The following is a 23,920-nucleotide window of genomic DNA, read 5'->3' as shown; positions in this document are numbered from 1 at the left end:
TAAAAATCACAGCTAACAAACACGATGTGTTTGTCGCCTGCAAAATCTTCGATTTTGCGGTTCAAGAAACTCTCAAACCCGAAGGGTTTGGAACACGAATCGAAGATTCGTATGCTTCGTTTTTTCAATTTCAAAAACCTGTCAAATCTCTGATTACACCACAAACACCGAGTGTTTGTTGGCTTCGATTTTTGAAGGCCGAAGGTTTTTGTGAACACGTTAAAAAAAAATTTCCAATTTTTTACTGTCACAAAATCCCTCAAAATTCGAAGAATTTTGGGGCATGTAAAAATTCTTTGAATTTTTACGGTTGCGGAATTACATTCCGCAAACATCAAAAACCGTAGGTTTTTGAAAGCTTCGATTTTGTGAAAATGAGCGGCTTAAAATTGTAAATTAAAAGTTAAATATAAAAATAAAAAGTTGAATTTAAATTATAATTATATTTCAATAGCTCTAATCTCTTTTTTCTTAGCTCCTCCAGCTATACCTTCAATAGCATCCAAAAGGTCCAGGACTTTATCATTTTTAAAAACGCTTCCAAAACCTTCAAATTCAGAGGTACTTTTTAAAAATAGACCTTTTCTTTTCATGGAGGTACCCCTTTCGTTTAAGGGATTTATTTCCACCATTATTGTTTCCCTATTATCATTTGCAGGTGTTTTAACCAGGAACACTCCTTCAACATTAGTTGGTACTCTTTGCCATGGTTTAACGCCCTTTAAAGCTTCTTTTATTTTATTTTCTAACTCTGTACTCATTTAATGCCTCCAAATATAGTTTATATAACTATTTATACGCAGCACAGCTTACGGAACATATATTCATAAATATACTGCCATAATTATTATATAATTTTAAAATATGCTATTTAAATGATTTCCAAGTACAATAATCTGACAATATATATGTTTTGACCGTTTTTTTGAAAAAAAATAATAATTTTTTGATGTTAAGTATCACATATTTTACCATTTTTTAATGTAAAAATGTGGGTGATATGTAATACAAAAGACCATTACAATGTGTTTAATAATTATATTCACTCTTCTTTTTATATTTCGTTTTGGAAATTCAGTCTAATGTTAACAAACTTAAAATTTTAATAATTAAAGTTCGCTCATCTCCTTTTTGGTGTACAAGAATTCAATATTATTTTTAAGGCTTTTTCTAACCAGTTAATTCCATTATTGAATGTGAATTGGAAAAATTTCACGTAAATGTTGAGGTTTTTCTTTGAAACTCCGCGGAAAATGTTTAAAAATGGTCTTAGTAAGGAGTGTCTGTTTTCGGCATTATTAACATGATTTTCCTCATCAGCGTATTTACGTTGAGAATGGTTGATTATATTGTGTTTTTTAACTAGTTTATGCCTTTTAAGTTTTGTGTAGATCTTATAATCATCTGTGAATATTTTTACTGGTTTTAGGCAATGTTTTTTGATTTTAGAATATATTAACTGTTTGGAAAGATTTTTTTCTACTGAAAAGATAGTTTTTCCTGTTGTTCTTTGGACTATAGTGAGTATTGGTGGTTTATCCTTTTTCCAAGTGCCCCTTCCTCTTAATTTAAGTCCTCTTGTTCTTGCTTCTTTTTTTTAACGCCTTTTTGCCCTGAAGAGTGATACATCTCGTCTATTTCAATTTCTCCAGATAAGACAGGATCTCTAGTTTTTTTGACTAAACATTCCTTAAAATCCTTAGATAAACGGTAAACACTTTCCCATTTATGTCCTAACTCTTCAGATAAACGTTTAATGCTTTTTTTATCTAGATTGGCAATAATATAGAACATTTGACCTAATGGAAGGTTTTTATTGGCAAAAACAGTTCCTGTGAAATTTGTGAAGTTTTTACCGCATTTTTTGCAGGAGTAACGTCTTACTTTAGTTTTGTTTAAATATCCCCTTTTGTATGTGTCAAATGATTTGCATTCAGGACAATAAACACCATCTACCCATCTTATACACTTGAAAATTTCTAAAGCTCACTTATCATCCGGAATAAATAATTTAGCTGTTAAATTTTCATTTTTCATGTTAATACTTTATGAAATTTATACTATTTAAATATGTACATAATCAAGGACATGAGCGTTAAAGTTTAAATTTTACTATTCAAATGCTCTAACTCAAAACCCATAAAATATAACGCCAATGTACATACTGGATGTTCAAATTGGATATTATAGATTCCAGAGTCAGGAAATGCAATGATATAAACATAATTATTGATAAGAAAATGAGAGAACGTAGAATAGAATATGATAAATACATTATTCCATTAAGCGAAAGTAACCCATTTGAATCAGATGAATTTGTTAAAATATTGAGAAAATCAGATTTTGAAAAAATAGGAAATATGTTAAAGTCAAAGACTGAACGTGAACAATTAAAGAAAGAAATTAATGATCTTACAATATTATTAGAAACACAACGTAATTATATAGCTTCGCTTGAAAGTTCATTGAATAATGAATCAAAAGATAAAAATAAGACTATTTTATTCAAAGATTAATTAAAATATGAAAAAATTATTCGCATTTTGGAATATCACTACATTCATGAATTTTATTTGATCCAAGAGCAAACTCTGAAGGTTCCATGTTCATCTTATAAACATCAATATTTCTTTCTCTTCCTATTTCTAAGATTTTTTTACAATTTTCTTTACAAACCATTGCACCTAAATAAATTGCTTTAGGTTTGGGGACTTTTATAGGTTTAGGTTTAACTACCTTAAGACCAAAAGGACAAACATATCTCCATTCTTTTTCATATTCCCAATCTTTACATTTGTTAATTGCAGAACAGACATTGCCCATATTATTAAAATTGAATTTAGGAATAAATGTCCTACCTTCTAATAATTCAGAAATACCATCAAAAAAGTCTACTAACACATTGTTAAACATTTCACCATTAACACTATCTAAAAAATTCGCCCCATCAAAAATTTTATTCGTATAAATTACTGGAAAAAGAAAACGTGTAATCTGATTATTCCTTCCTAATTCTTTAAAGTCATATTCAACACAAAAACCTTGATGATCATTAGCATAATGGCTCCACATTAAAATAGATTTATTTGTTTCGCTAAAGCAGGTGATAAAAATTCCTTTTCTAAGTTCACTAACATCTATGTATCCTTCTTCAGAACTTTTTTCCATTTCTTTAGCAATTTTAGCCCTTTCATCAGGAGTTATTTTATTTTCAGGATCATCTTTTTCTAAACACATTAATTCTATATCATATATAATTGTTTCACTTGTTTTTAATTTATCCTTTTCTTCCTCAGTAAAAGTATAATCTTCAAGCCCAGATAAAGCAATTTCTAAATTTTGTTTAATGTATTCATTTGTAAGGAGTTTCTTAGGTACTGTATACGCACAATCAAATGGATCATTAAAATATTGAGGATTTGAAAGCCATATTTCATCATTTTCTAATGAATTCAAAGATTTTCCATCAAATTTTCCATATTTATATAAAGACGTTGGTATGTTGCTATATTTTAAATCTATTGCTTTTTTGGCGTTTATTTTAGAAGGATCACCTGAAAATAATATTTCCTCTAATTCATCTTTCCACAAGAAAACCCACTCCAACATAAAATTACTCTAAAGCCCCAATATTTGCTTTTTTTTAGCTTGAAATTCATCTTCAGTGATAATCCCTTTATCCTTAAGTTCTGCAAGTTTTTCTAATTCATCATAATCCGTTACAGGTTTAGAATTTGGAATAGATGTTCTTAAACCTTGTTGTTCCATCATTTTTTCTTCTATCATAGATTTAATCACTTCAAAATCATGTTGTCGTGCTTTACTAAACACAACAGTGTTTTCATCTTCAGTAGCTTGAAATATGCCTCTTTTTGCTTCTAATCCTCCTAAAAATGCAAATTGTATATATCCATTAGTTTTTCTTGGTTTTTTAAATTGTATAGATGATATTTGACTAATTAATATCTCTTTATCACCTTTGAGTCCTTGAGTAAGAAGAGCTAATTTGCCTTTTCTTCTGATAATCACTTTATGTTCATATAGTTCAAGTTGTCCATTAACTCCTTTTGCTTCTTTTAGCATTCCACCACTGATTTGTTCATATTTGTGGCCTATTTTAAGTATTCTTTTTAATTCATCATCATATTTAGGTAAAACACTATAAAATTCCAGTTTTCCATTATAAATAAAACGTAATTGGTGTAAATGTCTATGTAATTCTATAATTTCCATTTCATCTCGATTATATCTCTTAGGATTCTTTTTCGATTTTCCACCAATTTTACTTCTTTTGTAGACGATGAGTTCAGAAGGAGTAATTTCTATGTTCCTATTCATGATCACATTAAAACGTGTACCTCCCTCAAAATAACCTAAGGTATTAGATAAATCTCTTCCACAATTACTACAAGAAACCTGATCCCTATAATTTATTGAATTACAAGATGGACATCGAATAGTGGATTCTAAAATATTTTCTTTATTTGGTTCATTTTCTTTAAAAATAATCTCTGCACCACATTCAGCACAGAATTTAGCATTATCATCAATTTCAGTTCCACATTCTTTACAAAAAACCATTTAATCGCCTCTTAATAATTAGTATATATAACGCATATTAATAAATTAAAAGAATATAAACCTGTAAAGAAGGAGAATTTAAGAAGAGTTAAATTACTTTTCTTCGTTTGAAATATAAATTTTTGCAGTATTTTTCAATCTATCAGCATATTTATAAATATCTGTAAGATTATCAATAGCAACTTTCTCTTCTATCTTAGAACCACTTTCTCGTTTCTTTTGACTGTCAAAAAATCCCATATATTTATTTTTTGATGAATTAAAACGCATTCTACATAGAACTTTATTTTGGTTATCCTCAAGCAGAACACCACAATAACTTTTCCTATCACGAATGACAACTCTTTCAGGATCAACTAATTCACAAAGAATAGACCGGATAATACGATATCCTTCTAATTCATCTTCAGTAGTTACATTTTCAGCCTTAGGTTTAATATTAATTTCATCTGAAGTCTTTTCTTCAAGAGTTTTAGATTGTAATGCAGTTTTTAATCTTTCATCGACTTGTTCCTTTATGAACTGATTTAATGCTGATTTGGTGATCTGAGTAAACATAGCTTTTGCATTTTGAGTTAATGGGGAAGAATAAACTTTTTTAGCAAAAAATCTTACAAATTCATCTGATGGTTCTTTAAATTGTTCAGCCATTATTTTTTTCATTTCATTTCTGTATTTAAGCTCACTGGCAGATTCTAAAATGCTTTCCAGATCAAAGGTAGATTTTGTAAACTGTTTAAGCTCCTTTATATCGGAATCTTTAACATTTCTTAGATCAAGCTCAAAAAATGGTTTTTGATCCATTTTATTGGGTTCGTCAATATCAGTATAAAAACGATAGATAATTCCATTAGTTAAAATTCCAAATTTAGCTGTAGCAACAGAAAAATATCGATATAATTGAGAAGCGTGTTCCTTATCGAGATCGTTATGTGCAGGCTTACACTCTATCAACATAATGGGTTTTCCATCGATCATAATAGCATAATCAACTTTTTCCCATTTTTTAATTCCAACATCTGCAGTATACTCAGGCACCACTTCATCAGGGTCTGTATGATCATACCCCAACACCAACCTTATAAAAGGAAGTATAAATGCAGTTTTTGTAGCTTCTTCAGTTACTACTCTATCCAGTTTTTCATTTATTTTGTTGTAAGGTTTCCAATTTCTTCAGTCATTCCCATTATTACCATTCCCCTATCTTATATTAATAATAATAGCGTTAATTACTAATATCTATTATCCTATGCTTAAATGTTAGGGATAATTATTATAATTCATTTCCACACTGTTACAATACTTATCATTACCACAATTAACAATTACTTCAATATATCTAAATTTTAATTGATTCTATTTATGGAAGTGTGTTTATTTTAAGTGAAACTTTCATTAAATTAAACATTGGTGCTTCATAAAACCTATAAAAGTATTTACTCTATCTAATTGTGTAAATAATGAATAGAAATATAATTAAGAGTATCAAAGACAATAAAACAATAAACAAGACAATAAAGCAATAACAATATAATAACAAAATCCAAATTTATTTTTCTTTTAAAATTAAATAATAGAAATAAAAGAGATTATAAAGAAAAAAATAGTTTAAAATTAAAAATTTAAAATAATATTTAATTTAAGAGATAAAAAATTTAAAGAAGAGAATTTTTAAAAAGTTAATTTTATTAAGGTTAATTCTTAAAATAACAGTTTAAATGGTGTGAAAATGCGTATTGTTCATCAAGATAGAAAAAGAGGAGTAATTGAAATTGTTCCTGAAACATTAGACGACCTCTGGCATTTATCACATATTATAGAGCCAGGAGACCTGATATCATCTAAAACTACTCGAAGGATACAGGATACAACAGGAGAACGTTTAAGAAGTGATAGAGGTATTAAAAAAACATTTTTTATAGGTATAAGGGTGGAAAGTATAAATTTTCACAAATACACAGGAAAACTAAGGGCAACAGGAATAATAGAACAGGGCCCTGAAGATCTGGTTCCACTTGGAACCCACCATACACTTGATTTGAAACTTAAATATTCAGTTAGAATAACAAAGGAAAAATGGTCAAGATGGGTTCTAAAAAGGCTGAAAGATGCTGTTGACTCATCTAAAAAGCCATCAGCAATTATAGTGGCTATTGAAGAAGATGTTGCGGATCTTGGAATCATCAGGCAGTATGGAATAGAATACTACGGACCCATAATAGGAGGAATATCTGGAAAAAGAGTTATCTCCAAAAATAGGGGGAAAAATATAACTGATTTCTTTGATGAAGTCGCGAAAACTTTACTTGGGTTTGAAGATATTCAAGGCATAGTTGTTGCTGGGCCTGGATTTGGAAAAGGTGACTTTTACGATTATTTAAGCCAGAAATATCCTGAACTTGCCAAAATTGCGGCAGTTGAAAATACAGGTACTGGAGGACGAGTTGGAATAAGAGAAGTCCTTAAAAAAGGTACAATCGAGCAAATGGCTACTGAGGGTCGAATAGCTCAGGAAATGAGATTGATGGGAAAAGTTCTGGAAGAAATTGGAAAATCATCACATTTAGCTGCATATGGAAAAAATGATGTTACAAACGCAGCTAATGCAGGTGCAGTAAAAAGGTTACTTGTTTTAGATGAAATGGTGCGTGAGGAAGATACCGAAGGTATTATGAACCTTACAGAAAGTACCGGCGGCAAAGTAACTGTGGTAAGCAGCGAACATGAAGGCGGGAAACAGCTGAAGGCATTAGGTGGAATTGCAGCTATTTTAAGGTATAGTTTGAGGTAAATATTAATATAATAAACTTTTTTTTGTTTTATTTGAAATTAAAGGACATTCCATGCTATCTCATCATTTAAGTAAAGTTTTTAAGATATATTGAATAAAGAGAACACTTTAACATTTTGGAGGAGTATGAATAAAAAAAATAACCGGAATTAGCCTAATTATCATATTTATCCTTTTAGCCGCATTAGTTATAGGACTAGATTGGAATAGAGCATCCAATAATATTTCCTCAGATAATAAGACCACTGGAGAGGTTATAGGTAATACAAGTTATGGTTATGTGGAAAAAGAAGTTTATGGAAACCAGAGCTCCAATGAAACTGTAGTAATAATTACAGGTGTTCATCCCCGTGAATCTGGATTTCACAATGCCACTGCAGCTGCAGTAAAGGACAAGTCAGAAAATTTATCTAAAAAATATATCCTTTACAGGATCCATGTCACCAAAAACGCGCTGAATTTTGATACAGGTAGAATGAACGGGCAGTTACTGGCAAATAAATTTGTAGTTCCAGATGTAATTAAAATCAAACCCCAGATCGTTGTAGATATACACGAAGATTTAGGAGCATCTGTCGGTTACAGGTACAACCGGTTTATATATCCCATCTCTAAGGATAATGAAACTCAGAATTACTTAACCAGTATCACCCAAAATATGTCATTTTTAGAAATTTATTCTCCAGGTGGATCAAGTCCATCATACGTCACAAAGCCCATAGCACGCAAAGGAATTCCTGCTATAGTGTATGAGACTTATAAAAAGGATTCATATGAAAAAAAATATTCTGATGCATGCCAGTTTATTGATATACTGGACAAATTATAAATTTACACTTTCTTTAAATTTTTTGCATTCAAAGCCATAGTTTTTTATTAAATAAATATGTGTAAATTGGAATATTAACAAATTTAATATAGCTCCATCCCTAATTTTTAATACAGGTGAACCAATGTATACCGAGATCATTCTATCATTCATGATATCTGCTATTTTAACACTGCTGTTTAGCTGGATAATTAAAAAAAGCAGCAGTAGTTTATATACCAGTGTTAGGGGAGGAACACCCCGTGCCGTTGGAATTGCACCATTTATAGCCATATTGCTATTTTTACCTTTAAATTACAGTTATCTTGTAGCTTTAATTGGGATTTTTGCATTTTTAGATGATTTAATTGGAAGGAAAAAAACTAAAATGCTGCCGTTCGAGATAGGTCAGCTTTCAAGAGGCATGGGAATGCTTGCCGTAGCTGTAATTGGATTTTTTTATGTTGGACCTGCTTCAATCTTGATTGCACTTATGATTCAACCTTTAAATATTGCAGATATGCAGCCAGGAGCTGCCTGTTCTACTGTGATTATTATGTGCATTCTTGCGCTTATTTTAGCAGTGCCTGCAGGATTATCCATTTATATTCCCCTGGTTGTTCTGGCAGCGTGTATTGGCTACGCCCCGCTGGACTATAAAGGAAAGATCATGATGGGTGAAATTGGAAATCACTCATTTGCTGTAGCACTTGGAATTGCTTATGCAGTTTTAGGTGGAGTCTACGGCAGTGTTTCCAGTATGGGATATTCAATTGGGAGTTTTTTAGGAGTACTGGCCTTATTTATCATTACATTATTTGTTATATCATTTATAAGAAGAAAGAATCTAAACATCTTTTTAGAGGAGAAACTAGACATAAAAAATCCATATTTTGGAGATTATATCATGGATGTTCTTACTGGAGGGGGCCTTGGAGACCTAATACGTAAAATCATCCTTGGAAAACGTGAAATCATTATAAAAAAGCATTTATTTAAAATTTTAGGATTTAGAAGACTTTTCTATAACCCTCATGCTTACAAATAATAACTGAATTTCAATTTATTGAAAATTATAAAAAGCAGTACTATAAAATCATATTTTTCTAGTTATTCCAAATCAAAAATAAAAAAAAATATTTTTTTAAGATTTTATTTGAGCCTTATGTAACCTAAAATAGCAATAATTATACCAAATACCGGCCATATTACTCCAGAATAAATATCTTTAAGGTAAATGAAGCTGTAAACTCCGAGAATTATCATTACAACCGCACATAAATATACAATTAAGTTTGCTACTTTCATAGAACTTAATCGTCTTTTTTAAGTATTTAAGTCTTTTCAAATGTTTTTAACCAGCAGATGTAATGAGATAACTTTATTACGCTATAAATTTTAGTAATGGCTAAATTTTAATCCAGATATCTTTCTTTGATTTTGTACTCTAGAGCTAGTCTAGAATACCTAATTGGTAATTTTAACAGTATTAGCGCTATAAGCAAACATTTAAATATTTTTAGAGCAAATTATTAATATTAATTATTAAAATAATATGTAATAGTACCATAAGGGATAATATATGAATATAAAATGGAATTTATCCAAATTTAAGCCTTTAATAATTATAATTTTAGTATTTATACTTGCATTTTCTCTTAGAATACAGTCAGCTTATTTACCTGGAGTATCTGGAGAAGTAAAGTCCAATTTCCAGGATCAAAATGGGCTTCCATATTTCAGTGAAATGGACTCATATTACAACTACAGGATGACCTATGATTATCTCGATCACAATTATCTAGGTGACACAATATTGGAAGGCAGTCCATGGGACCTGCACTCTTATTATCCTTCAGGTAGGCCCGCAGCATATCCCCCGCTGATTGTTTATATTACAGCATTTATTTATGAATTAATTAATTCATTTGTAAATGCACCTTTAAATGAAGTTGCTATCTGGTTAGCACCATTTATAGCATCATTAGCCGTTATTCCAGCATACATATTTGTAATGAAACTTACCAATGAGTATGGGGGGATAGCCGCAGGAATTTTAGTTGGTACGGTCCCAGCATATTTTACCCACACATTTGCAGGATTCTTTGATACTGACATGTTCAACATGCTCTTTCCAATCTTGATTGTAGGATTTTTTACTGCAAGTATCACTGAAAAGAATATTAAAACCAGATCAGTTTATGTATCATTATCAGCAGTTTTTCTGCTTGTTTATTCCATGGCCTGGGAAGGCTGGTGGTACATTTTCTATTTGCTAGTTGGGACAGCCGTTGTATATCTCCTGATTTCAAATTACATGTTTGAAATGGAAACCATTAAATCATTTAACTACTATTTCGATAAAGTCAAATATATTATGCTCCAGCCAGCATTCTTTTCATTAATTACGTTTTTAATTTTAAACATTACATTATTAAGTGTTTATTTTGGATTTTCAGGACTTATAGAGACTTTGATAAGATCTGCTGGTAATTCACAGCTGCATACATCTATCCAAATTACCAGTTATCCAAACATATACGTATCTGTAGATGAACTTAAAATACCAACCATTACAGAAATTTTAGGAAAGTTAGGCGGTATCATACCATTTATATTCGGAATTTTAAGCATTCCCGGGATTATATGGAAATTAAAACCAGAAAAAGCTAAAAAAGCGGGAAACATCCCTAAAAATAAAAATAAAAGAAATACCCGGAAAAAAATAAAAATAAATGAAAATAGTACAGAGAGAAAGAATACAGTAAATCCCCATTTAATTAAAAATAAAAAGAATTATTTATTATATGCAATTTTGTTTACAATCTGGATTTTGATCATGGGTTTTGCTTTAACACAGGGGTCAAGATTCATTGAACAATTCTCAATACCAATAACATTGGGTGCAGGAGCATTTGTAGGCCTAATGACAACTTATTTTGCAAAAAATATTCCAAATAAGAAGTACTGTACAATAGCAGCCCTTATATTAATTGCACTTGTAGCATATGCTCCTACATCTTCATCATATATGTTTTCAAATTCAATATATCCAAATGTTGATGATTCAATGTACAATTCACTAACGTGGATTAAAGATAACACACCTCAAAATACAGTTATAACTTCATGGTGGGATTTTGGTCACTTTTTTACTGCAGTGGCAGATAGGCCAGTTACATTCGACGGTGGATCTCAAAACACGCCGCGTGCTTACTGGGTTGGAAAGGCACTGCTAACAAATAATGAAAATTTATCTGCAGGAATACTCAGAATGCTGACTTCAAGCGGCGATCAGGGCTATTTAACCCTTGAAAATTATACGCATGATACTGGTAAAAGTGTTGAAATACTGGATAAAATTCTACTGGTTGATAAACCGGCTGCCCAAGACGTACTCACAAAAGATTATAAGTTAACTCCTGATCAAGCCCAAAATGTGCTAAAATACACACATCCAGCTAAACCGTCCCCACATGTCCTGTTCTTAAATAACATGTACCTCCTTTCAAAATCATACTGGTGGTCTTACTTTGGGGGCTGGAACTTCCAAAATAACACAGGAAAAGGCTACAGTTATTCTGCTCAACAAGCGGCTTCCCGGGAGGTTAACGGTACAACCGTAATTTCAGCTCAAAACGGTATTGTTGCACAGATAAACGGATCAAAAGTAGTTGCAGGTTTTCAATATGAGCAAAATAACCAGATCCATGTACTGGAGCCTCACAAGTTAATTGTAGTTCAAAATGGTAATGTTTCAATGAATAAGATCGTTTCCAATTCTAGTTCATTTAGTATAATCTTAGTAAAAGAAAATGATATTTATCTTGCTGTTATGTTGAATAAGGAACTTGAAGATTCCATGTTTACAAGATTATACCTTACAAACGGTGCAGATTTAAGTAAATTCAAGCTTTTACATAAAGAGGGTAAAATAATAGATCCCTATGGAGTAATGGTATGGAATGTAAGTTAAAATAAATAATGCATTTAGAAAATCCTCTCTACTCTTTTAAAATCACACTTATCTTTACTAAATTTTCCTATTTTTAAGTAACTATGATTATTAGACTTACTTTTTTGGAAATTACAAACAACAAATTATATAATATTTATTTTACAAAAAGTATTAACGCCATGTTAATTATATTCAAGTTACAATGGCCCCACTAAAACAGAAATTATATTCTGTTCAATTTTCAACTTCTCAAAATCTTTTAAAATATCAGATTTTGGGAAATGTGAAAATCTGTGAGTTTTTGAATTACAAGGGATTCAAATTGTCCAGAACTTGATTTAAAAAAGGCAGGTGATATAATGCATGCAAAAGATTTATCTGGAAAAGATATTGTTGATTCAAATGGAGATACCGTCGGCGTAGTTGATGATTTAGAAATAGATGTGACAAACAAAATGGTGACAGGCATCATAGCAAAAGAAGGCACTATCTCAGGAAAACTAGGTATGGGTGAAGAAAGAGTTATTTCTATGGATATGGTTGATGCAATCGGTGATAAAGTAATTTTAAGGCGTATGGAAAGACGAATGTAATGTTTCTTTTTTCTTTTTTCTTTTTAGTAAATAACAATTTTTCTTTTTTGCCAAAACATTTATAACCAATTCCCTACATAATCTATAGAATATATTAGTGTCTACAGATTAAAAGGAAGATTAAAAATGCTGATTTTAAACACACCCAATATTGAGGGAAAGAAAATAAGTGAGTACTTTGGTCTAGTAACTGGAGAAGCACTCTTAGGTGCAAACGTGTATAAAGACCTTTTTTCAGGGGTTAGAGATGTTGTCGGTGGGAGAACCTCAGCTTACGAAGAGGAATTAAAAAAAGCAAGGGAATTAGCACTGTCCAGTATGCAGGAAAAAGCAGAAAAACTTGGTGCAAATGCCATACTGGGTGTTCAAATAGCTTACCATAACCTCGGAGGGACTATGGGAAACACTATCCTTGTCACCATGTACGGTACCGCAGTGCACTATGAATAATTGTCACGGGTGATACTTCTTGTTAATTTCACTAAAAAACAGCATCATAACCAAAAGATGGGGAATTCTTGCAGTAATTATAGGGACCACCCTCGGATTTATATCTGCCGTTATTTGTGTATACGCAAATTTAGTTATTTTCGGATTTAACATCATGTTTATAATATCACCTTTAATTGCAGGGTTTAGCGAAGCATATATAGCCCAAAGAAAGTACGGCAGGAGCACTGGAGCTATCAGCGCCCTTTTAATATTTGTCATCATCAATATATACGGCTGGTTCTTCCCTAAAAATCCAATAACCCTTAATTTATTCACATTAGGAGGTATTGCACTCACCATACAGGCTGCTGTTCCAATATTTGTTAATTACCTTTTGTTTGTTGTTTTCCTCGGGACTATAACTTACGTTATAGGACTAATAGGAAATTTAATCTCAAAACTACTTGGAAAAGAAATAGAAGAAATGGAAACTCCTAAAAATATAGATTTACCCCAGCTAGACCTTTTATTTGCAACTACAACCAATCTTAATGGAAAAAATATAGTTAAACAATTGGGCTTAATTACAGGAGAAGCTATCTTAAAAGAAGAAAAAGATGAGAATTCATCGCGTTTAAAAAAAATTGCCTCAAAAAATGGTTCAAATATAGAATATAAAATAGGACTGGTAAGAAATGAGGCGCTTCAAAACCTGGAAAGTGAAGCAAAAAAAATAGGTGCAAATGGTATTTTAGGCGTTAATATCGATTATAGAAGCGTTGGCGGGATCAAAGGAAGTACAGTAATAGTAACAGCTACCGGCAGTGCTGTACTGTACGAATAAATCTTCAGCACCCAAATTCTTATTTTTAAACCATTTATTACCAAATTTTATAGTTGGGAATCTATCATATTTATGATAATACATCAGCAATATTTATATAATATCCATACAAATTTTGATTTAAATTAGCATAACTCCATTTAACAAACTTAAAATTAGAATTAACTAATTTTAAATTATGAAAAATCATTTTAGTAAAACTAAAAAATGATAATGATTTCAAATGGATTTCAAATCTATAGATTTTTAATTAAAAGGTGAATAAATGAAAGTATTATTTATGGTTACAGGGCGCGGGATCGGAGGAGACGCCGCAATTGCCCTTAATATAGCTAAAGCACTGTCTGAACATGGCGTCCACTGTGAATTTGCCCTGAATCACGACGCTCCAGGGTTATTATTTGAAAAAAACGACATAAAATGGCATGAAACGAGTATTCCACAGGCAGGAGGGCATGCCGCTACTAAACTTACCCTTGTAAAAGGCGGTTTTAAAATTATCAAGGCTGTTTTTGAAGCTATAAGCCTGTACAGAAAAATAAAACCTGATGTGGTTGTAGGATCAATAGGTGGAGGAGCAGTAGTCGGGTGCCTGGCAGCTAAAATTGCAGGTATTCCATCAGTGGGAGTTGTATCCACCCCTACTGATTCAAAAGTATCCAAATTTACCACCGTTGTTGTACTACCAGAATCTCCATTATTTAAATCATCAGTGAATAATAAAAATGTGCACAAAGTTTACATGCCTATAAATCCTGAAGTTGTAAGCGGAAGCAGAGAAAAAGCACTGGAATTAATGCCAGAAGGTTACGACCCTACACTTCCCACAATACTCTTATCATCAGGATCTACTCTTTTTGAAAAAATGGCCCTTGCCGCACCTAAACTTAGAGACAGTGGAGTTAAAGCAAATATAGTGGTTATAGGGCATCCGCTGGATGAAAAATATCGAGAATACCTTGAAAGCGATGGAATACTCTATTTAGGTTATATCGACTGGGTGCGTGATCTCTACAAACTGGCAGACTTCGTAATCATCACAGACGATGGGGTGATGCTTCATGAAGCCATTGCCTGCAATTTGCCAATCATAACACTGCTTCGAGTTAAATACGGGCGTTATCACAATATGGGTGATGTATTCAGCGGTGCAATGGTTGAAAGCGATCTTGATAACCTGGATGAAGTTGTAAATGATTTCCTGGAAAACATCAACCAAAATAAAGACAGAGCTTCAAAATATGGAAAAGACGTTTTAGAGTCTGCAGATAAAATTGCAGGAATAATTTATGAGAAAAGAAAATAAAAAAATGTGGAATTATTTTTTTTCCATTAATTTATTTTTAATTGCAGCACCGGCAATACCAAAAACGGCTCCAATAACTGCATAAATGACACATACTGCTATTAAAGTAACTACGTTAAGTCCTAAAGGTATAGCTGTCTTTGAAAAATAACTAATAAGTGCAGTATACAACAATATGGAAATTATACTTCCAAAAAAGCTTATTGCAGCCCCATAAATAGCCGCCATCTTCAGTTCACCACCGAGAATATATGTTCCAACTAATGGTGCAATAATAAAGCTTAAAATCGCCAGCGAAGACGCGTTAAACATAAACATGAAAAACATCACAATTGCAAGAGCAATACCAAAACCTAAAGATTTCCAGTTAAGCATTTATTCACATCCTTATACTAATTTTTCCTTAAGTAAACTATTAATCTGCTGATATATAATTTAGTCTGAAAATCGTTCCACTTTAAAACCATAAAGATATATTAAAAGTTACTACCCACGTTATAACAGGGATCGTTATGTTAAATAGGATAAAAAATATCTATAAATTTTATGTGGAGCGCTACAAAAAACGTTTTTTATATTGTTTTGCGATTTATTACGGGTTGGTCATTATTGGAATGGTAATAGGATTGTTATACCCTCCAATAAGTACTGGAACAGGAGGAAACATAAGCAGCCAGTTTTCCACAGTATTCCCCGGATTACTGCAGGCTATTGGTGCAGGTGATGTAATTAAGGTAATTTTAACCATTTTTGTATTTAACAGTATTTTAGGGAGTTTTCTCGCTATTACATTGTTAAACCTGATTGGTATAGGAACACTGGTATTCATTTACAGGCCCATCATGTGGGGATTGATTTATGCCCCTACAAGTTCCGGTGCAGCAATGCTTTTAATAGCGGTCATTCCAACTTTAATACTTGAAGGTGTGGCTTATATCATTGCATTTGCAGCCAGCCTTGACTTTGTCTTGGCAATTGCAAAACCAAAAGCCCTTGGGGAAGAGAGCAGGTTTAAAGCATGGAAAAAAGCATGGGCATACAACTTAAAATCATATGTACTTGTTTTAATCATGCTGTTTGTGGCTGCGGTTGTTGAAAGCGTTACCATAATATCTTTAGCCAGGGTTTAAATCCCCTATTTTTTTTAATTTGATTAAATGATGTTTGAAAATTGAGAAACTCATATAAATTATCCTTAAAAACCCATTATTAATTAAAAAATTGAATTTATAAATCAGGTATTGTAGACTTTTATTCAATGATTTTTATAATATGAATCATTTAAACTGTTTTTTTAATCATATACAACTTAATATTTAATTTATTTTTAAATTTCAAAATGTATTATTCTATTTTGTAAGTATTAGCAATATATTAAGTAATATTTTTTAATTTTTATTGGCTAAGTTACAATTTTATGTTAATTTATCTTAATCTTGTTTGGCATGCATACAAATAAGAGGTTAATAATGCTTAATTGTGGAAAAAGTATTTATAATAATTACCTTTAATAATAATCATTTTTATCAGATACAATGGAGGTGAAAAAGATTAGAAAACAAATGATTACACGTAAAACTAAATTTTTGATTCCATTATTACTTCTAAGCTTAACATTACTATTCTGTTTGAATGCTGTTTCTGCAGCGTCTGGAGATGCGATTTATGTGAATAGTTCTTCTGGAAATGATTCATGGGACGGTCAATCAGCAGCATATAACAGTACTACTGGAAGCGGGCCTAAACTCAGCATTAAAAACGCAACAGGAACCGTAAATAAAGGCGGGATAATACACATATCCAACGGGCAATATGCAGGCAAAAACAACACCAATGTCACCATTGATAAAAATATGACTATTATTGGTGAAAGCCTGGCAGGAACCATAATAAACGGAACAGATACCAGCTGGATATTTCACATTAACAGTGGTATTACTGTAACCATCCATAATTTAACGCTTGCCAATGGAAACAGCACCACCGGTGGAGCCATTGAAAATTATGGTAATTTAACAGCGACTAACTGTATATTCACAGGCAATACTGCAGGTTGGGATGGTACCAATACAAATTACGGCGGAGCTATTAATAATCAGGGTACTTTAACTGTTAATAATTGTATATTTAATAACAACAGTGCACGTGTTGGTGGAGCTATTTACAACTCTCCAGATTCTACCTTAAATGTAAATAACAGCATATTCACTGATAATACTGGAAAATTAGGTGGTGCTATCTACAATCATGGTAGTTCAACTGTAAAGGACAGTACTTTCACAAAAAATACCGCACAAAGGGGTGGTGCGATATTCAATTTAAATTACGATCTTTTGCTGAATGTTGATAACTGTATATTCACTGACAATGACGCGGCATCTAATTTTGGAGGAGCAATTTACAATAATGCAGGTAATGTGACTGTAAAAGACAGTACTTTCACAGATAACAGCGCACTTAACAAAGGCGGATCAGTCTACAATGAGGGATTATTTAATGTGATTAGCTGTAAATTTACAGGTAATACTGCAGATTATGGCGGTGCTATCTATAACTGGGATACTTTGAATATTAAAGGCAGCACTTTCACAGGTAACTGTGCAAGTACAAGTGGAGGTGCTATTTATAATATTAAAGGAATATTAAACGCAACTAACTCCACATTCATGCAGAATAACGCAACACAAGGCGGCGCAATCTACAACAATGGTACTTCAACTTTTACCGGCTGCATTTTCAACAATAACACTGTATCTGCAATTGGAGATGCTATTGGTGGAGCTATCAATAATATCGGTACTTTAGCTGTTATTAACTGTACTTTCAATAATAACTCTGCATCTGGAAATTATAATGCTATGGGCGGAGCTATCTGCAATTTATGTCAAGTTAGTAATTCCGGTTCCAGTTCTGTTAACTGTACTGTAACCAACTGTACCTTCAAGGGTAACATTGCACAAATTGGCGGAGCTATCTGCAATTTATGTCAAGTTATTAATTCTAGTTCTGGTTCTGTTAACTGTACTGTAACCAACTGTACCTTCACCAGTAACACTGCAACTGATTATGACGGCGGTGCTATCTGCAATCGTTGTTCTGCTCGAGGCGGTTCTGGTTTCACCAATTGTACTGTAACTGGTTGTATATTCACTAACAACACTGCAGTTGTTGGCGGTGCTCTCTCCAACAGTGCCAGTACTTTGAATGCTAATTTCAACAGATTCTACAATAACACTGCAGCAACAAGCGGTAATGCTCTCTACTGTAACAACGGTTCAACGGATGCTAATTACAACTGGTGGAGTTCCAATAAAGACCCAAAAACTATTCCAAACCTTATTGTAGAGAATGATGGTTCAGTGGATGTTGGTATCTGGGTTATATTAACAGTTAAAGCAAATCCAACAACAATCAACAACACACAAAAATCAACCATTACAGCAGATTTAAACCACATCAACGGCGGCGGTGATCTAGTTGGAGGTCATATCCCTGATGGACCCGTAACTTTGAATGTTCCTTGGGGTAGTTATACAAGCCCTAGAATAACTCATTCAATCACATTGAACACTACAAATGGTGTTGTTAATGCGGTATTTTATGCTAAGGAAGGAGCTATGAATGCATCTTATAACCCTGTGAAGATTACAGCTTTGGCTGATGGTTACACTACAAACGACACCGAATCTGCTTATATCACAATTAACAAAACATCCGACTTATACCTCAAAACAAAAAGCAACAATAACAACCCCACAGTGGGTGAAAAATTCCTGCTCACATACAAACTAGGAAACTATGGACCAGACGCAGCAAAAAACGTTACAATAACATTCCAAATACCTGAAGGATTAGACTTTGTAAATATTAAGGTAGACTCTGGAAACTTCATATACAACGAAACGACAAGAACAGTAACTTGGACATTAGACTCAGTACCTGTGGGAGACCCATACCTGTACTTAACTGTTCAAGCTGCAGGTGATGGAACTTACAAAATAACACCAATCATTACATCAGCTACTTACAACCTGAATTCAGGAGATTTAGGAATTATAACAATCAATGTACAACCAAACAGTAACAATTCAGGTAATGGAAACAGTAAAAATACTGTAAATGCGGCCAGCAAAACAACCATTGGATTACAAGATACAGGGTTACCATTAAACTACTTAATACTCGCATTATTAATGGTTCTAAGTGGTTTAATACCAAAAAGAAAGTAAACCTCTTCTCCTATTTCACTCAAAAATTCTATGAATTTTAGAAAAATGTGTTGCATTTTTCTAACTCCCAAAAACCGAAGGTTTTTGAGGATTTTTGGTGTTTGAAAATCGAAAATTTTCACATGCCCCAAACACATAGTGTTTGAGGGTTTCTTTTCTTTTTTAAATTAAATACACTTCCAATTAGAACATTCACCTTTGCATACCATTAACCCTGCCGAGTTTTCAGGAAAATGGGAACTGGACACAGCCGTCGATTTAAAATTCTTTTAAGTATTTCTGTTTAATTTCATCAAACTCATCTTGACTGAGAGCTCCTATATCCAAGAGTTCTTTAGCTTCTTTTAATTTGTCTGCTAAACTTTTTTCGGGCGTATTTTCTTTGTTTTTAACTTGAAAAATACGAAAATTCAACTTGTCTACAAACTCCTGTAAAATTTCCAGGCCAGCAACATTTATTTCAATTTTTTTAGAAGTTGCGGCAGTTTCAATGTTTAGTTTAGGCCATTTGGATAAAAGCCCTTTACCATAACGAACGTTTAATATATCCTGATATTTAATTAGCTCACTCTTTACAGTATCTGAAAGAGGATTGTTACTTCTTAAGCTGATGCAAAGCCCTTCATCTTTTAATATAGCGTTCCAATAGTTGGAATTATGGTTACAAGGTAAGCTTATTTCTTCTTCTTTTTTCATCATTTCCTTTTCCTAGATTAATTGTGTGAAATTTAGGCTCTGTGAAATCATCATATATTCATGAAATTACTTAAATTATGGGTAGTTATATTTAAACATCATACTTAAACTACACAATATTATCTAATTTTTCAATGTGTTTCAAAAAATCAAAGCCTGAAAAACTTTGTTTTTCGGCCCCAAAAATCAGAGATTTTTGAGGGATTTTTTAGGGTTTTCTACAAAGCTAAAATTAGGACAAATAATTCTTGTAAGTTTTTATATTAAAAAATTTGGTGTATTTTAGGACAGACACTGCACAAATCCAGATTACAATGAAACATTCTCAAAAAGGCTCTGGCATTAGTCAGCTTGGAAAATAATCCCAAAGACTATAAATCTAATATTAAATCGCGAAACCTAACTAAACGGACAACTACATAAAATGACCAGTTAAATAATATGATATCCACTGTATGAAAATAGACGGTAACTAAAAATTGTCCTTAAAAACAACACTTTATATATAAATTACTACTAATCCTCTAAAACAATAAAAAAATGAAATTTTTTTGAGTTTAAAATAATAATGTTTTAAAACACGCAAATTAAATTCAATCATTTAATCAAAAATTAAAAGGTGACTTAAACATGGTAAATTTAATGCTCAATACTGGAATATGGAAATTAGGAGGCGCCGCCAAGATGGGAGGCGCTGCAAAGCTAGGTTTTCTTGGGAAAATGGGACTTATTGGAATATTCGGGATAATAGCAGTCATAGTAGTAGTGCTTATTATATTGGCTCTAGTTGTATTTTTCCTGTTTAAATTCAAAAACAGGTCCCGAAGGGTCCATTAAAATTCTTTTTTTAAATTTTTAAAGTAAATTACTCAAATCCTGCAAACAATCTTATTTTCACTCAAGCCTCGTCGGATAATATAGCCAATTTGTAAATATATTTACTCAAACCTCGCAAAAAATCTAAGCAGCTTATATATCGCATCTGTAGAAGGGTGCACTTCCATAAAATCATCAAAATCATCTACTTTCTGCCCTTCCCTCAAGAGCTTGGACATGTAGGCCATGCTTGTACGTGATGAAGGTGAAATTGAAAATATTTCATTTATATCTCCGTCTTCGCTGACATTCATCTTTGTAAGGCCAGTTTTACCGTCATGTACTCTCCAAAAAGATCCAGGACCTGCAGAGCCTTTCATATGTCCATTAATACCGTCCTTTTTATTTTCAGCATTTATAAATGCCACGTCCTGCTGCAGGGAAATTGCACCGGGTATAAACCTGTAATCCATCTCCTTAAATATTCCACATGCGTTTCTTGCTGCTGTGACCCCTTCTGCCCTTGCAACTGGTGTTGTGCCTATTCCCCCAGTTACGTCTCCAGCTGCATATATATCTTCACAGCTTGTCTGCATTCTTTTATTTACAAGTATATTTTTCTTTTCTCCTAGATCTACAATATTAGATACAATTTCAGAATTTGGAACCATACCTGTTGCAAAAAATGTGAGCCCATTCATTTCTCCATTATCAGTAGAAATACCGTCTTTATGAATACTGCTTACATTTAAATTTTCATGTATGGTGACATCAGGAATTAAATTTTTAGTGACATATTTTTTAATATCATCATCCAACATTTTCAAAAACTTATTTCTGCATAAAACGTTTACTTTAGTGCCGAATCCAGAAAATACATTTGCAAACTCCGCGGCGATGACACCGCTTCCGATAATATTCAGTTCTTCCGGGAGTTCTGTTAAACTCAATATATCTTTATAAGTTAGGGCATTTTCAAATCCTTCAGTTTGGGGAACAAACGGCTTTACACCTGTTGCTATTATCAATTTATCATATTCAAGCTCTTCACCCTCTAAAATAACTTTACTGTCATCAAGACTTGCGTTACCCCTTTTAATTTCCACACCCGCATCAAGGGTTTCTGTTTCAAGTATATGTCTTATTTTAGCCACGGTCTCTTTAATGCCACTTATAAGTTTATCAAAATGCAGCTGGTAATCGCAGTCAATCAAACCCAGATTTTTGAAATTCTTTGCGTCATTTATGAATTTTGCAACGTCATTTAACCCAGTAACCATAACACACCCTTCATTAAGACATGTACCTCCAATTTTATCTCTTTCAATAAGAGTTACATTTTCTCCAATGCTTGATGCTTCAATTGCAGCAGTTCTGCCTGCAGGTCCGCCCCCAATAACTACAACATCCATAAAATTTCCTCCGCAGAATTTTGAATTTAAATTTAATACACATTTAAATCTCTGATTTTTATTATAAAGCTTTATTTCTGGTTAATTTTGTAACATAGATGTCAATATACATTATATTTAGTATTATGTGATTAATAATAGTTTAAAATAGATTTATAATTGATAAAGTTCTCCATGTCAGCCATTACCATTACCTCTAGATTTATTTATCATACTCAATTATATGGACATTTTTTAAAAATCTTTAGCATATTTTTATATGTTAAGAGTACATATTAAAATTGATTAAAAAAATTCATTTATAAAAATAAAGATTAAGCTTATAACCATACTTTACAGTTAAAATTTAAATAAGAGGAGATTTTCAATGTGTATCGCAGCACCAGCACAAATAGTAGAAATTAACGATAATGTAGCAGTTGTTGACTTTGGAGGCGTGAGACAAAACGCTAAACTTGATTTAGTTGAAGATGTTGAAGTAGGTAGATATGTACTAGTTCACTCTGGATATGCTATAGAAGTTCTAAGTGATCAGGAAGCTAAAGATTCCTTAGAAGCATGGGAAGAACTGCTAAAAGTATTAGATGAAGAAGACAACCAGTAATTTAATTTTTTTAAATCTTATTTCATCTAAATTTCTATTTTAATTTATCAATTTTTATTTTAAAATAATTATCAACATGTTAATTAGTTTTTAAGAGTGTTTTAATGGCATCTTCTAAATCTTTTCCTGAAGTTTATATCAAAACATCTCCAATAATCAATTAGTAATTTAATAACTTTCCCATATCTCAATACAAACTACAGTTTCTTACACCCTCATTTTTGCAGAATGTTTAATATAATGCCTGTCTCAAGATCACTTTTAAAATATAGAAAAATAATTATAAAGTTAATATGGTCTATAAATAGACTTAATGATCCTTTTTACTTGCAAGTTCGAATCAGGAAATAATCTTAAAACTTTATTCAAACATTTTAATGGCCCTTTTTTCAAATTAGAGTGAACTGAAATATTTCTTTAAACCAAAATACATCTTACATATATATATGCTTGATCCATTTTTCGTAAAATACGTATGAATACAGTAAATAAGACATAATATTAAATTTTTTGTTAATATTAAACTAAATTTTAAACGAAATTATTAAACAAAATATTAATAACATACTCATTGCAATAACAATCAATTTAAACTGCTTTATTGACTTTTCTTTTTCTAAAATTGCCTTTTTAAAATCATTCAAAGTAACTTCACATTCGCCGCAAAATTCATTGTTGTCTATATTTTCTTTTCTGTTTTTAGAGCCTAAACTCATAAAATCACCAATTTATAATGTTTTAAAAGAAAATTAAAAAATGGAATAAAGGTCAAATGTAGGTTTTATTTTATTAACCTCGTGTTGACTTTATTCTTTTTTATGGTGTTTTTAGTGTTTTTAACAGATTTCAC

Annotated in this window: 25 protein-coding genes; 14 read left to right on the top strand and 11 right to left on the bottom strand. The window is 31.9% G+C overall.

The features are described 5' to 3' along the window. Positions 1–347, top strand: a 347-nt coding sequence (locus tag ASJ80_RS17290; protein WP_218833791.1) for a hypothetical protein, incomplete at its 5' end; no start/stop codon positions are given. A gap of 93 nt (positions 348–440) precedes the next feature. On the opposite strand, the gene ASJ80_RS05430 is transcribed toward ASJ80_RS17290, so the two are convergent. From ASJ80_RS05430 to ASJ80_RS05420, 3 genes are all read right to left on the bottom strand, one after another. Continuing rightward, the gene (locus ASJ80_RS05430; protein ID WP_069583294.1) at positions 441–761 is read right to left on the bottom strand and encodes a hypothetical protein; all 321 of its coding nucleotides are present in this window, start codon (positions 759–761) and stop codon (positions 441–443) included. Positions 762–1,120: 359 nt separating this feature from the next. Continuing rightward, a complete protein-coding gene (locus tag ASJ80_RS17845; RefSeq protein ID WP_083240913.1) occupies positions 1,121–1,528 on the bottom strand; it encodes a transposase in 408 nt (135 codons plus the stop codon). Positions 1,529–1,563: 35 nt separating this feature from the next. Further along, positions 1,564–1,794, bottom strand: a complete 231-nt coding sequence (locus ASJ80_RS05420) for a hypothetical protein (RefSeq protein ID WP_069583295.1) — start codon at positions 1,792–1,794, stop codon at positions 1,564–1,566. A gap of 383 nt (positions 1,795–2,177) precedes the next feature. On the opposite strand from ASJ80_RS05420, the gene ASJ80_RS05415 reads away from it, so the two are divergent. Further along, positions 2,178–2,516 carry a hypothetical protein gene (locus ASJ80_RS05415; protein ID WP_069583296.1) on the top strand — a complete coding sequence of 113 codons (339 nt, stop codon included), beginning with the start codon at positions 2,178–2,180 and terminating at the stop codon, positions 2,514–2,516. Positions 2,517–2,532: 16 nt separating this feature from the next. Here the strand turns inward: ASJ80_RS05415 and ASJ80_RS05410 are convergent, their stop codons facing one another. From ASJ80_RS05410 to ASJ80_RS05400, 3 genes are all read right to left on the bottom strand, one after another. After that, entirely contained in the window at positions 2,533–3,591 is a 1,059-nt protein-coding gene (locus ASJ80_RS05410) for a DUF2971 domain-containing protein (RefSeq protein WP_069583297.1), read from the bottom strand. 27 nt (positions 3,592–3,618) lie between these two features. Continuing rightward, on the bottom strand, positions 3,619–4,581 hold the full coding sequence (locus ASJ80_RS05405) for a zinc-ribbon domain-containing protein (RefSeq protein ID WP_083240915.1): 963 nt from the start codon (positions 4,579–4,581) through the stop codon (positions 3,619–3,621). A 93-nt stretch (positions 4,582–4,674) separates the two neighbouring features. After that, positions 4,675–5,652, bottom strand: a complete 978-nt coding sequence (locus ASJ80_RS05400; RefSeq protein WP_218105043.1) for a type I restriction endonuclease — start codon at positions 5,650–5,652, stop codon at positions 4,675–4,677. 658 nt (positions 5,653–6,310) lie between these two features. Here ASJ80_RS05400 and ASJ80_RS05395 point away from each other — a divergent pair. From ASJ80_RS05395 to ASJ80_RS05385, 3 genes are all read left to right on the top strand, one after another. Beyond that, complete coding sequence (locus ASJ80_RS05395; protein ID WP_069583299.1) at positions 6,311–7,372, top strand: mRNA surveillance protein pelota; 1,062 nt, start codon at positions 6,311–6,313, stop codon at positions 7,370–7,372. Positions 7,373–7,652: 280 nt separating this feature from the next. Continuing rightward, positions 7,653–8,201, top strand: a complete 549-nt coding sequence (locus tag ASJ80_RS05390) for a hypothetical protein (protein WP_069583300.1) — start codon at positions 7,653–7,655, stop codon at positions 8,199–8,201. Positions 8,202–8,325: 124 nt separating this feature from the next. After that, entirely contained in the window at positions 8,326–9,228 is a 903-nt protein-coding gene (locus ASJ80_RS05385) for a cell wall biosynthesis protein (RefSeq protein ID WP_069583301.1), read from the top strand. 104 nt (positions 9,229–9,332) lie between these two features. Here ASJ80_RS05385 and ASJ80_RS16960 read toward each other — a convergent pair whose 3' ends face one another. Beyond that, positions 9,333–9,488, bottom strand: a complete 156-nt coding sequence (locus ASJ80_RS16960; protein WP_176720215.1) for a hypothetical protein — start codon at positions 9,486–9,488, stop codon at positions 9,333–9,335. A gap of 274 nt (positions 9,489–9,762) precedes the next feature. Between ASJ80_RS16960 and ASJ80_RS05380 the strand changes: the two genes are divergently transcribed. From ASJ80_RS05380 to ASJ80_RS05360, 5 genes are all read left to right on the top strand, one after another. Continuing rightward, positions 9,763–12,156, top strand: a complete 2,394-nt coding sequence (locus tag ASJ80_RS05380) for an STT3 domain-containing protein (RefSeq protein WP_069583302.1) — start codon at positions 9,763–9,765, stop codon at positions 12,154–12,156. Between the two features lie 341 nt (positions 12,157–12,497). Then, complete coding sequence (locus tag ASJ80_RS05375; protein WP_048081253.1) at positions 12,498–12,731, top strand: PRC-barrel domain-containing protein; 234 nt, start codon at positions 12,498–12,500, stop codon at positions 12,729–12,731. Positions 12,732–12,857: 126 nt separating this feature from the next. Then, positions 12,858–13,181: a YbjQ family protein gene (locus ASJ80_RS05370; protein ID WP_069583303.1), complete on the top strand. Its 324-nt coding sequence runs from the start codon at positions 12,858–12,860 to the stop codon at positions 13,179–13,181. Between the two features lie 19 nt (positions 13,182–13,200). Beyond that, positions 13,201–14,007: a heavy metal-binding domain-containing protein gene (locus ASJ80_RS05365; RefSeq protein WP_069583304.1), complete on the top strand. Its 807-nt coding sequence runs from the start codon at positions 13,201–13,203 to the stop codon at positions 14,005–14,007. Between the two features lie 265 nt (positions 14,008–14,272). Further along, complete coding sequence (locus ASJ80_RS05360; RefSeq protein ID WP_069583305.1) at positions 14,273–15,313, top strand: glycosyltransferase; 1,041 nt, start codon at positions 14,273–14,275, stop codon at positions 15,311–15,313. Positions 15,314–15,325: 12 nt separating this feature from the next. On the opposite strand, the gene ASJ80_RS05355 is transcribed toward ASJ80_RS05360, so the two are convergent. Beyond that, entirely contained in the window at positions 15,326–15,688 is a 363-nt protein-coding gene (locus ASJ80_RS05355; protein WP_069583306.1) for a DUF5518 domain-containing protein, read from the bottom strand. A 137-nt stretch (positions 15,689–15,825) separates the two neighbouring features. Here ASJ80_RS05355 and ASJ80_RS05350 point away from each other — a divergent pair, with 137 nt between their 5' ends. Both ASJ80_RS05350 and ASJ80_RS05345 read left to right on the top strand, forming a co-directional pair. Beyond that, positions 15,826–16,443: a stage II sporulation protein M gene (locus tag ASJ80_RS05350; RefSeq protein ID WP_069583307.1), complete on the top strand. Its 618-nt coding sequence runs from the start codon at positions 15,826–15,828 to the stop codon at positions 16,441–16,443. A gap of 432 nt (positions 16,444–16,875) precedes the next feature. Continuing rightward, positions 16,876–19,542 carry a beta strand repeat-containing protein gene (locus ASJ80_RS05345; RefSeq protein WP_069583308.1) on the top strand — a complete coding sequence of 889 codons (2,667 nt, stop codon included), beginning with the start codon at positions 16,876–16,878 and terminating at the stop codon, positions 19,540–19,542. Between the two features lie 258 nt (positions 19,543–19,800). Here ASJ80_RS05345 and ASJ80_RS05340 read toward each other — a convergent pair whose 3' ends face one another. Further along, positions 19,801–20,238, bottom strand: coding sequence for an SHOCT domain-containing protein (locus tag ASJ80_RS05340; RefSeq protein ID WP_245837478.1), 438 nt, complete (start codon positions 20,236–20,238; stop codon positions 19,801–19,803). A 630-nt stretch (positions 20,239–20,868) separates the two neighbouring features. On the opposite strand from ASJ80_RS05340, the gene ASJ80_RS05335 reads away from it, so the two are divergent. Beyond that, a complete protein-coding gene (locus tag ASJ80_RS05335) occupies positions 20,869–21,075 on the top strand; it encodes a hypothetical protein (protein WP_069583310.1) in 207 nt (68 codons plus the stop codon). A 101-nt stretch (positions 21,076–21,176) separates the two neighbouring features. On the opposite strand, the gene ASJ80_RS05330 is transcribed toward ASJ80_RS05335, so the two are convergent. After that, a complete protein-coding gene (locus ASJ80_RS05330; RefSeq protein ID WP_069583311.1) occupies positions 21,177–22,466 on the bottom strand; it encodes an FAD-dependent oxidoreductase in 1,290 nt (429 codons plus the stop codon). Positions 22,467–22,833: 367 nt separating this feature from the next. On the opposite strand from ASJ80_RS05330, the gene ASJ80_RS05325 reads away from it, so the two are divergent. Next, a complete protein-coding gene (locus ASJ80_RS05325) occupies positions 22,834–23,070 on the top strand; it encodes a HypC/HybG/HupF family hydrogenase formation chaperone (RefSeq protein ID WP_048081265.1) in 237 nt (78 codons plus the stop codon). 524 nt (positions 23,071–23,594) lie between these two features. Here the strand turns inward: ASJ80_RS05325 and ASJ80_RS05320 are convergent. Further along, positions 23,595–23,786 (bottom strand): hypothetical protein, encoded by a 192-nt coding sequence (locus tag ASJ80_RS05320; protein ID WP_069583312.1) that lies wholly within the window; start codon positions 23,784–23,786, stop codon positions 23,595–23,597. Positions 23,787–23,920 lie beyond the last annotated feature (134 nt).

This window comes from Methanobacterium bryantii (assembly GCF_002287175.1).
Taxonomy (GTDB): Archaea; Methanobacteriota; Methanobacteria; order Methanobacteriales; family Methanobacteriaceae; genus Methanobacterium_D; species Methanobacterium_D bryantii.
The sequence above is the reverse complement of the archived record's forward strand: the minus strand, read 5'-3'. Positions and strand labels throughout refer to the sequence as shown.

Bases quoted from the DNA above. Each gene is read 5' to 3' on its own strand.
- ASJ80_RS16960 (WP_176720215.1), bottom strand. From the start codon at position 9,488: ATGAAAGTAGCAAACTTAATTGTATATTTATGTGCGGTTGTAATGATA.
- ASJ80_RS05370 (WP_069583303.1), top strand. From the start codon at position 12,858: ATGCTGATTTTAAACACACCCAATATTGAGGGAAAGAAAATAAGTGAG.
- ASJ80_RS05345 (WP_069583308.1), top strand. From the start codon at position 16,876: ATGATTACACGTAAAACTAAATTTTTGATTCCATTATTACTTCTAAGC.
- ASJ80_RS05340 (WP_245837478.1), bottom strand. From the start codon at position 20,238: ATGAAAAAAGAAGAAGAAATAAGCTTACCTTGTAACCATAATTCCAAC.
- ASJ80_RS05395 (WP_069583299.1), top strand. From the start codon at position 6,311: ATGCGTATTGTTCATCAAGATAGAAAAAGAGGAGTAATTGAAATTGTT.
- ASJ80_RS05360 (WP_069583305.1), top strand. From the start codon at position 14,273: ATGAAAGTATTATTTATGGTTACAGGGCGCGGGATCGGAGGAGACGCC.
- ASJ80_RS05380 (WP_069583302.1), top strand. From the start codon at position 9,763: ATGAATATAAAATGGAATTTATCCAAATTTAAGCCTTTAATAATTATA.
- ASJ80_RS05405 (WP_083240915.1), bottom strand. From the start codon at position 4,581: ATGGTTTTTTGTAAAGAATGTGGAACTGAAATTGATGATAATGCTAAA.
- ASJ80_RS05355 (WP_069583306.1), bottom strand. From the start codon at position 15,688: ATGCTTAACTGGAAATCTTTAGGTTTTGGTATTGCTCTTGCAATTGTG.
- ASJ80_RS05385 (WP_069583301.1), top strand. From the start codon at position 8,326: ATGTATACCGAGATCATTCTATCATTCATGATATCTGCTATTTTAACA.
- ASJ80_RS05335 (WP_069583310.1), top strand. From the start codon at position 20,869: ATGGTAAATTTAATGCTCAATACTGGAATATGGAAATTAGGAGGCGCC.
- ASJ80_RS05375 (WP_048081253.1), top strand. From the start codon at position 12,498: ATGCATGCAAAAGATTTATCTGGAAAAGATATTGTTGATTCAAATGGA.
- ASJ80_RS05430 (WP_069583294.1), bottom strand. From the start codon at position 761: ATGAGTACAGAGTTAGAAAATAAAATAAAAGAAGCTTTAAAGGGCGTT.
- ASJ80_RS05320 (WP_069583312.1), bottom strand. From the start codon at position 23,786: ATGAGTTTAGGCTCTAAAAACAGAAAAGAAAATATAGACAACAATGAA.
- ASJ80_RS05350 (WP_069583307.1), top strand. From the start codon at position 15,826: ATGTTAAATAGGATAAAAAATATCTATAAATTTTATGTGGAGCGCTAC.
- ASJ80_RS05420 (WP_069583295.1), bottom strand. From the start codon at position 1,794: ATGTTCTATATTATTGCCAATCTAGATAAAAAAAGCATTAAACGTTTA.
- ASJ80_RS05325 (WP_048081265.1), top strand. From the start codon at position 22,834: ATGTGTATCGCAGCACCAGCACAAATAGTAGAAATTAACGATAATGTA.
- ASJ80_RS05330 (WP_069583311.1), bottom strand. From the start codon at position 22,466: ATGGATGTTGTAGTTATTGGGGGCGGACCTGCAGGCAGAACTGCTGCA.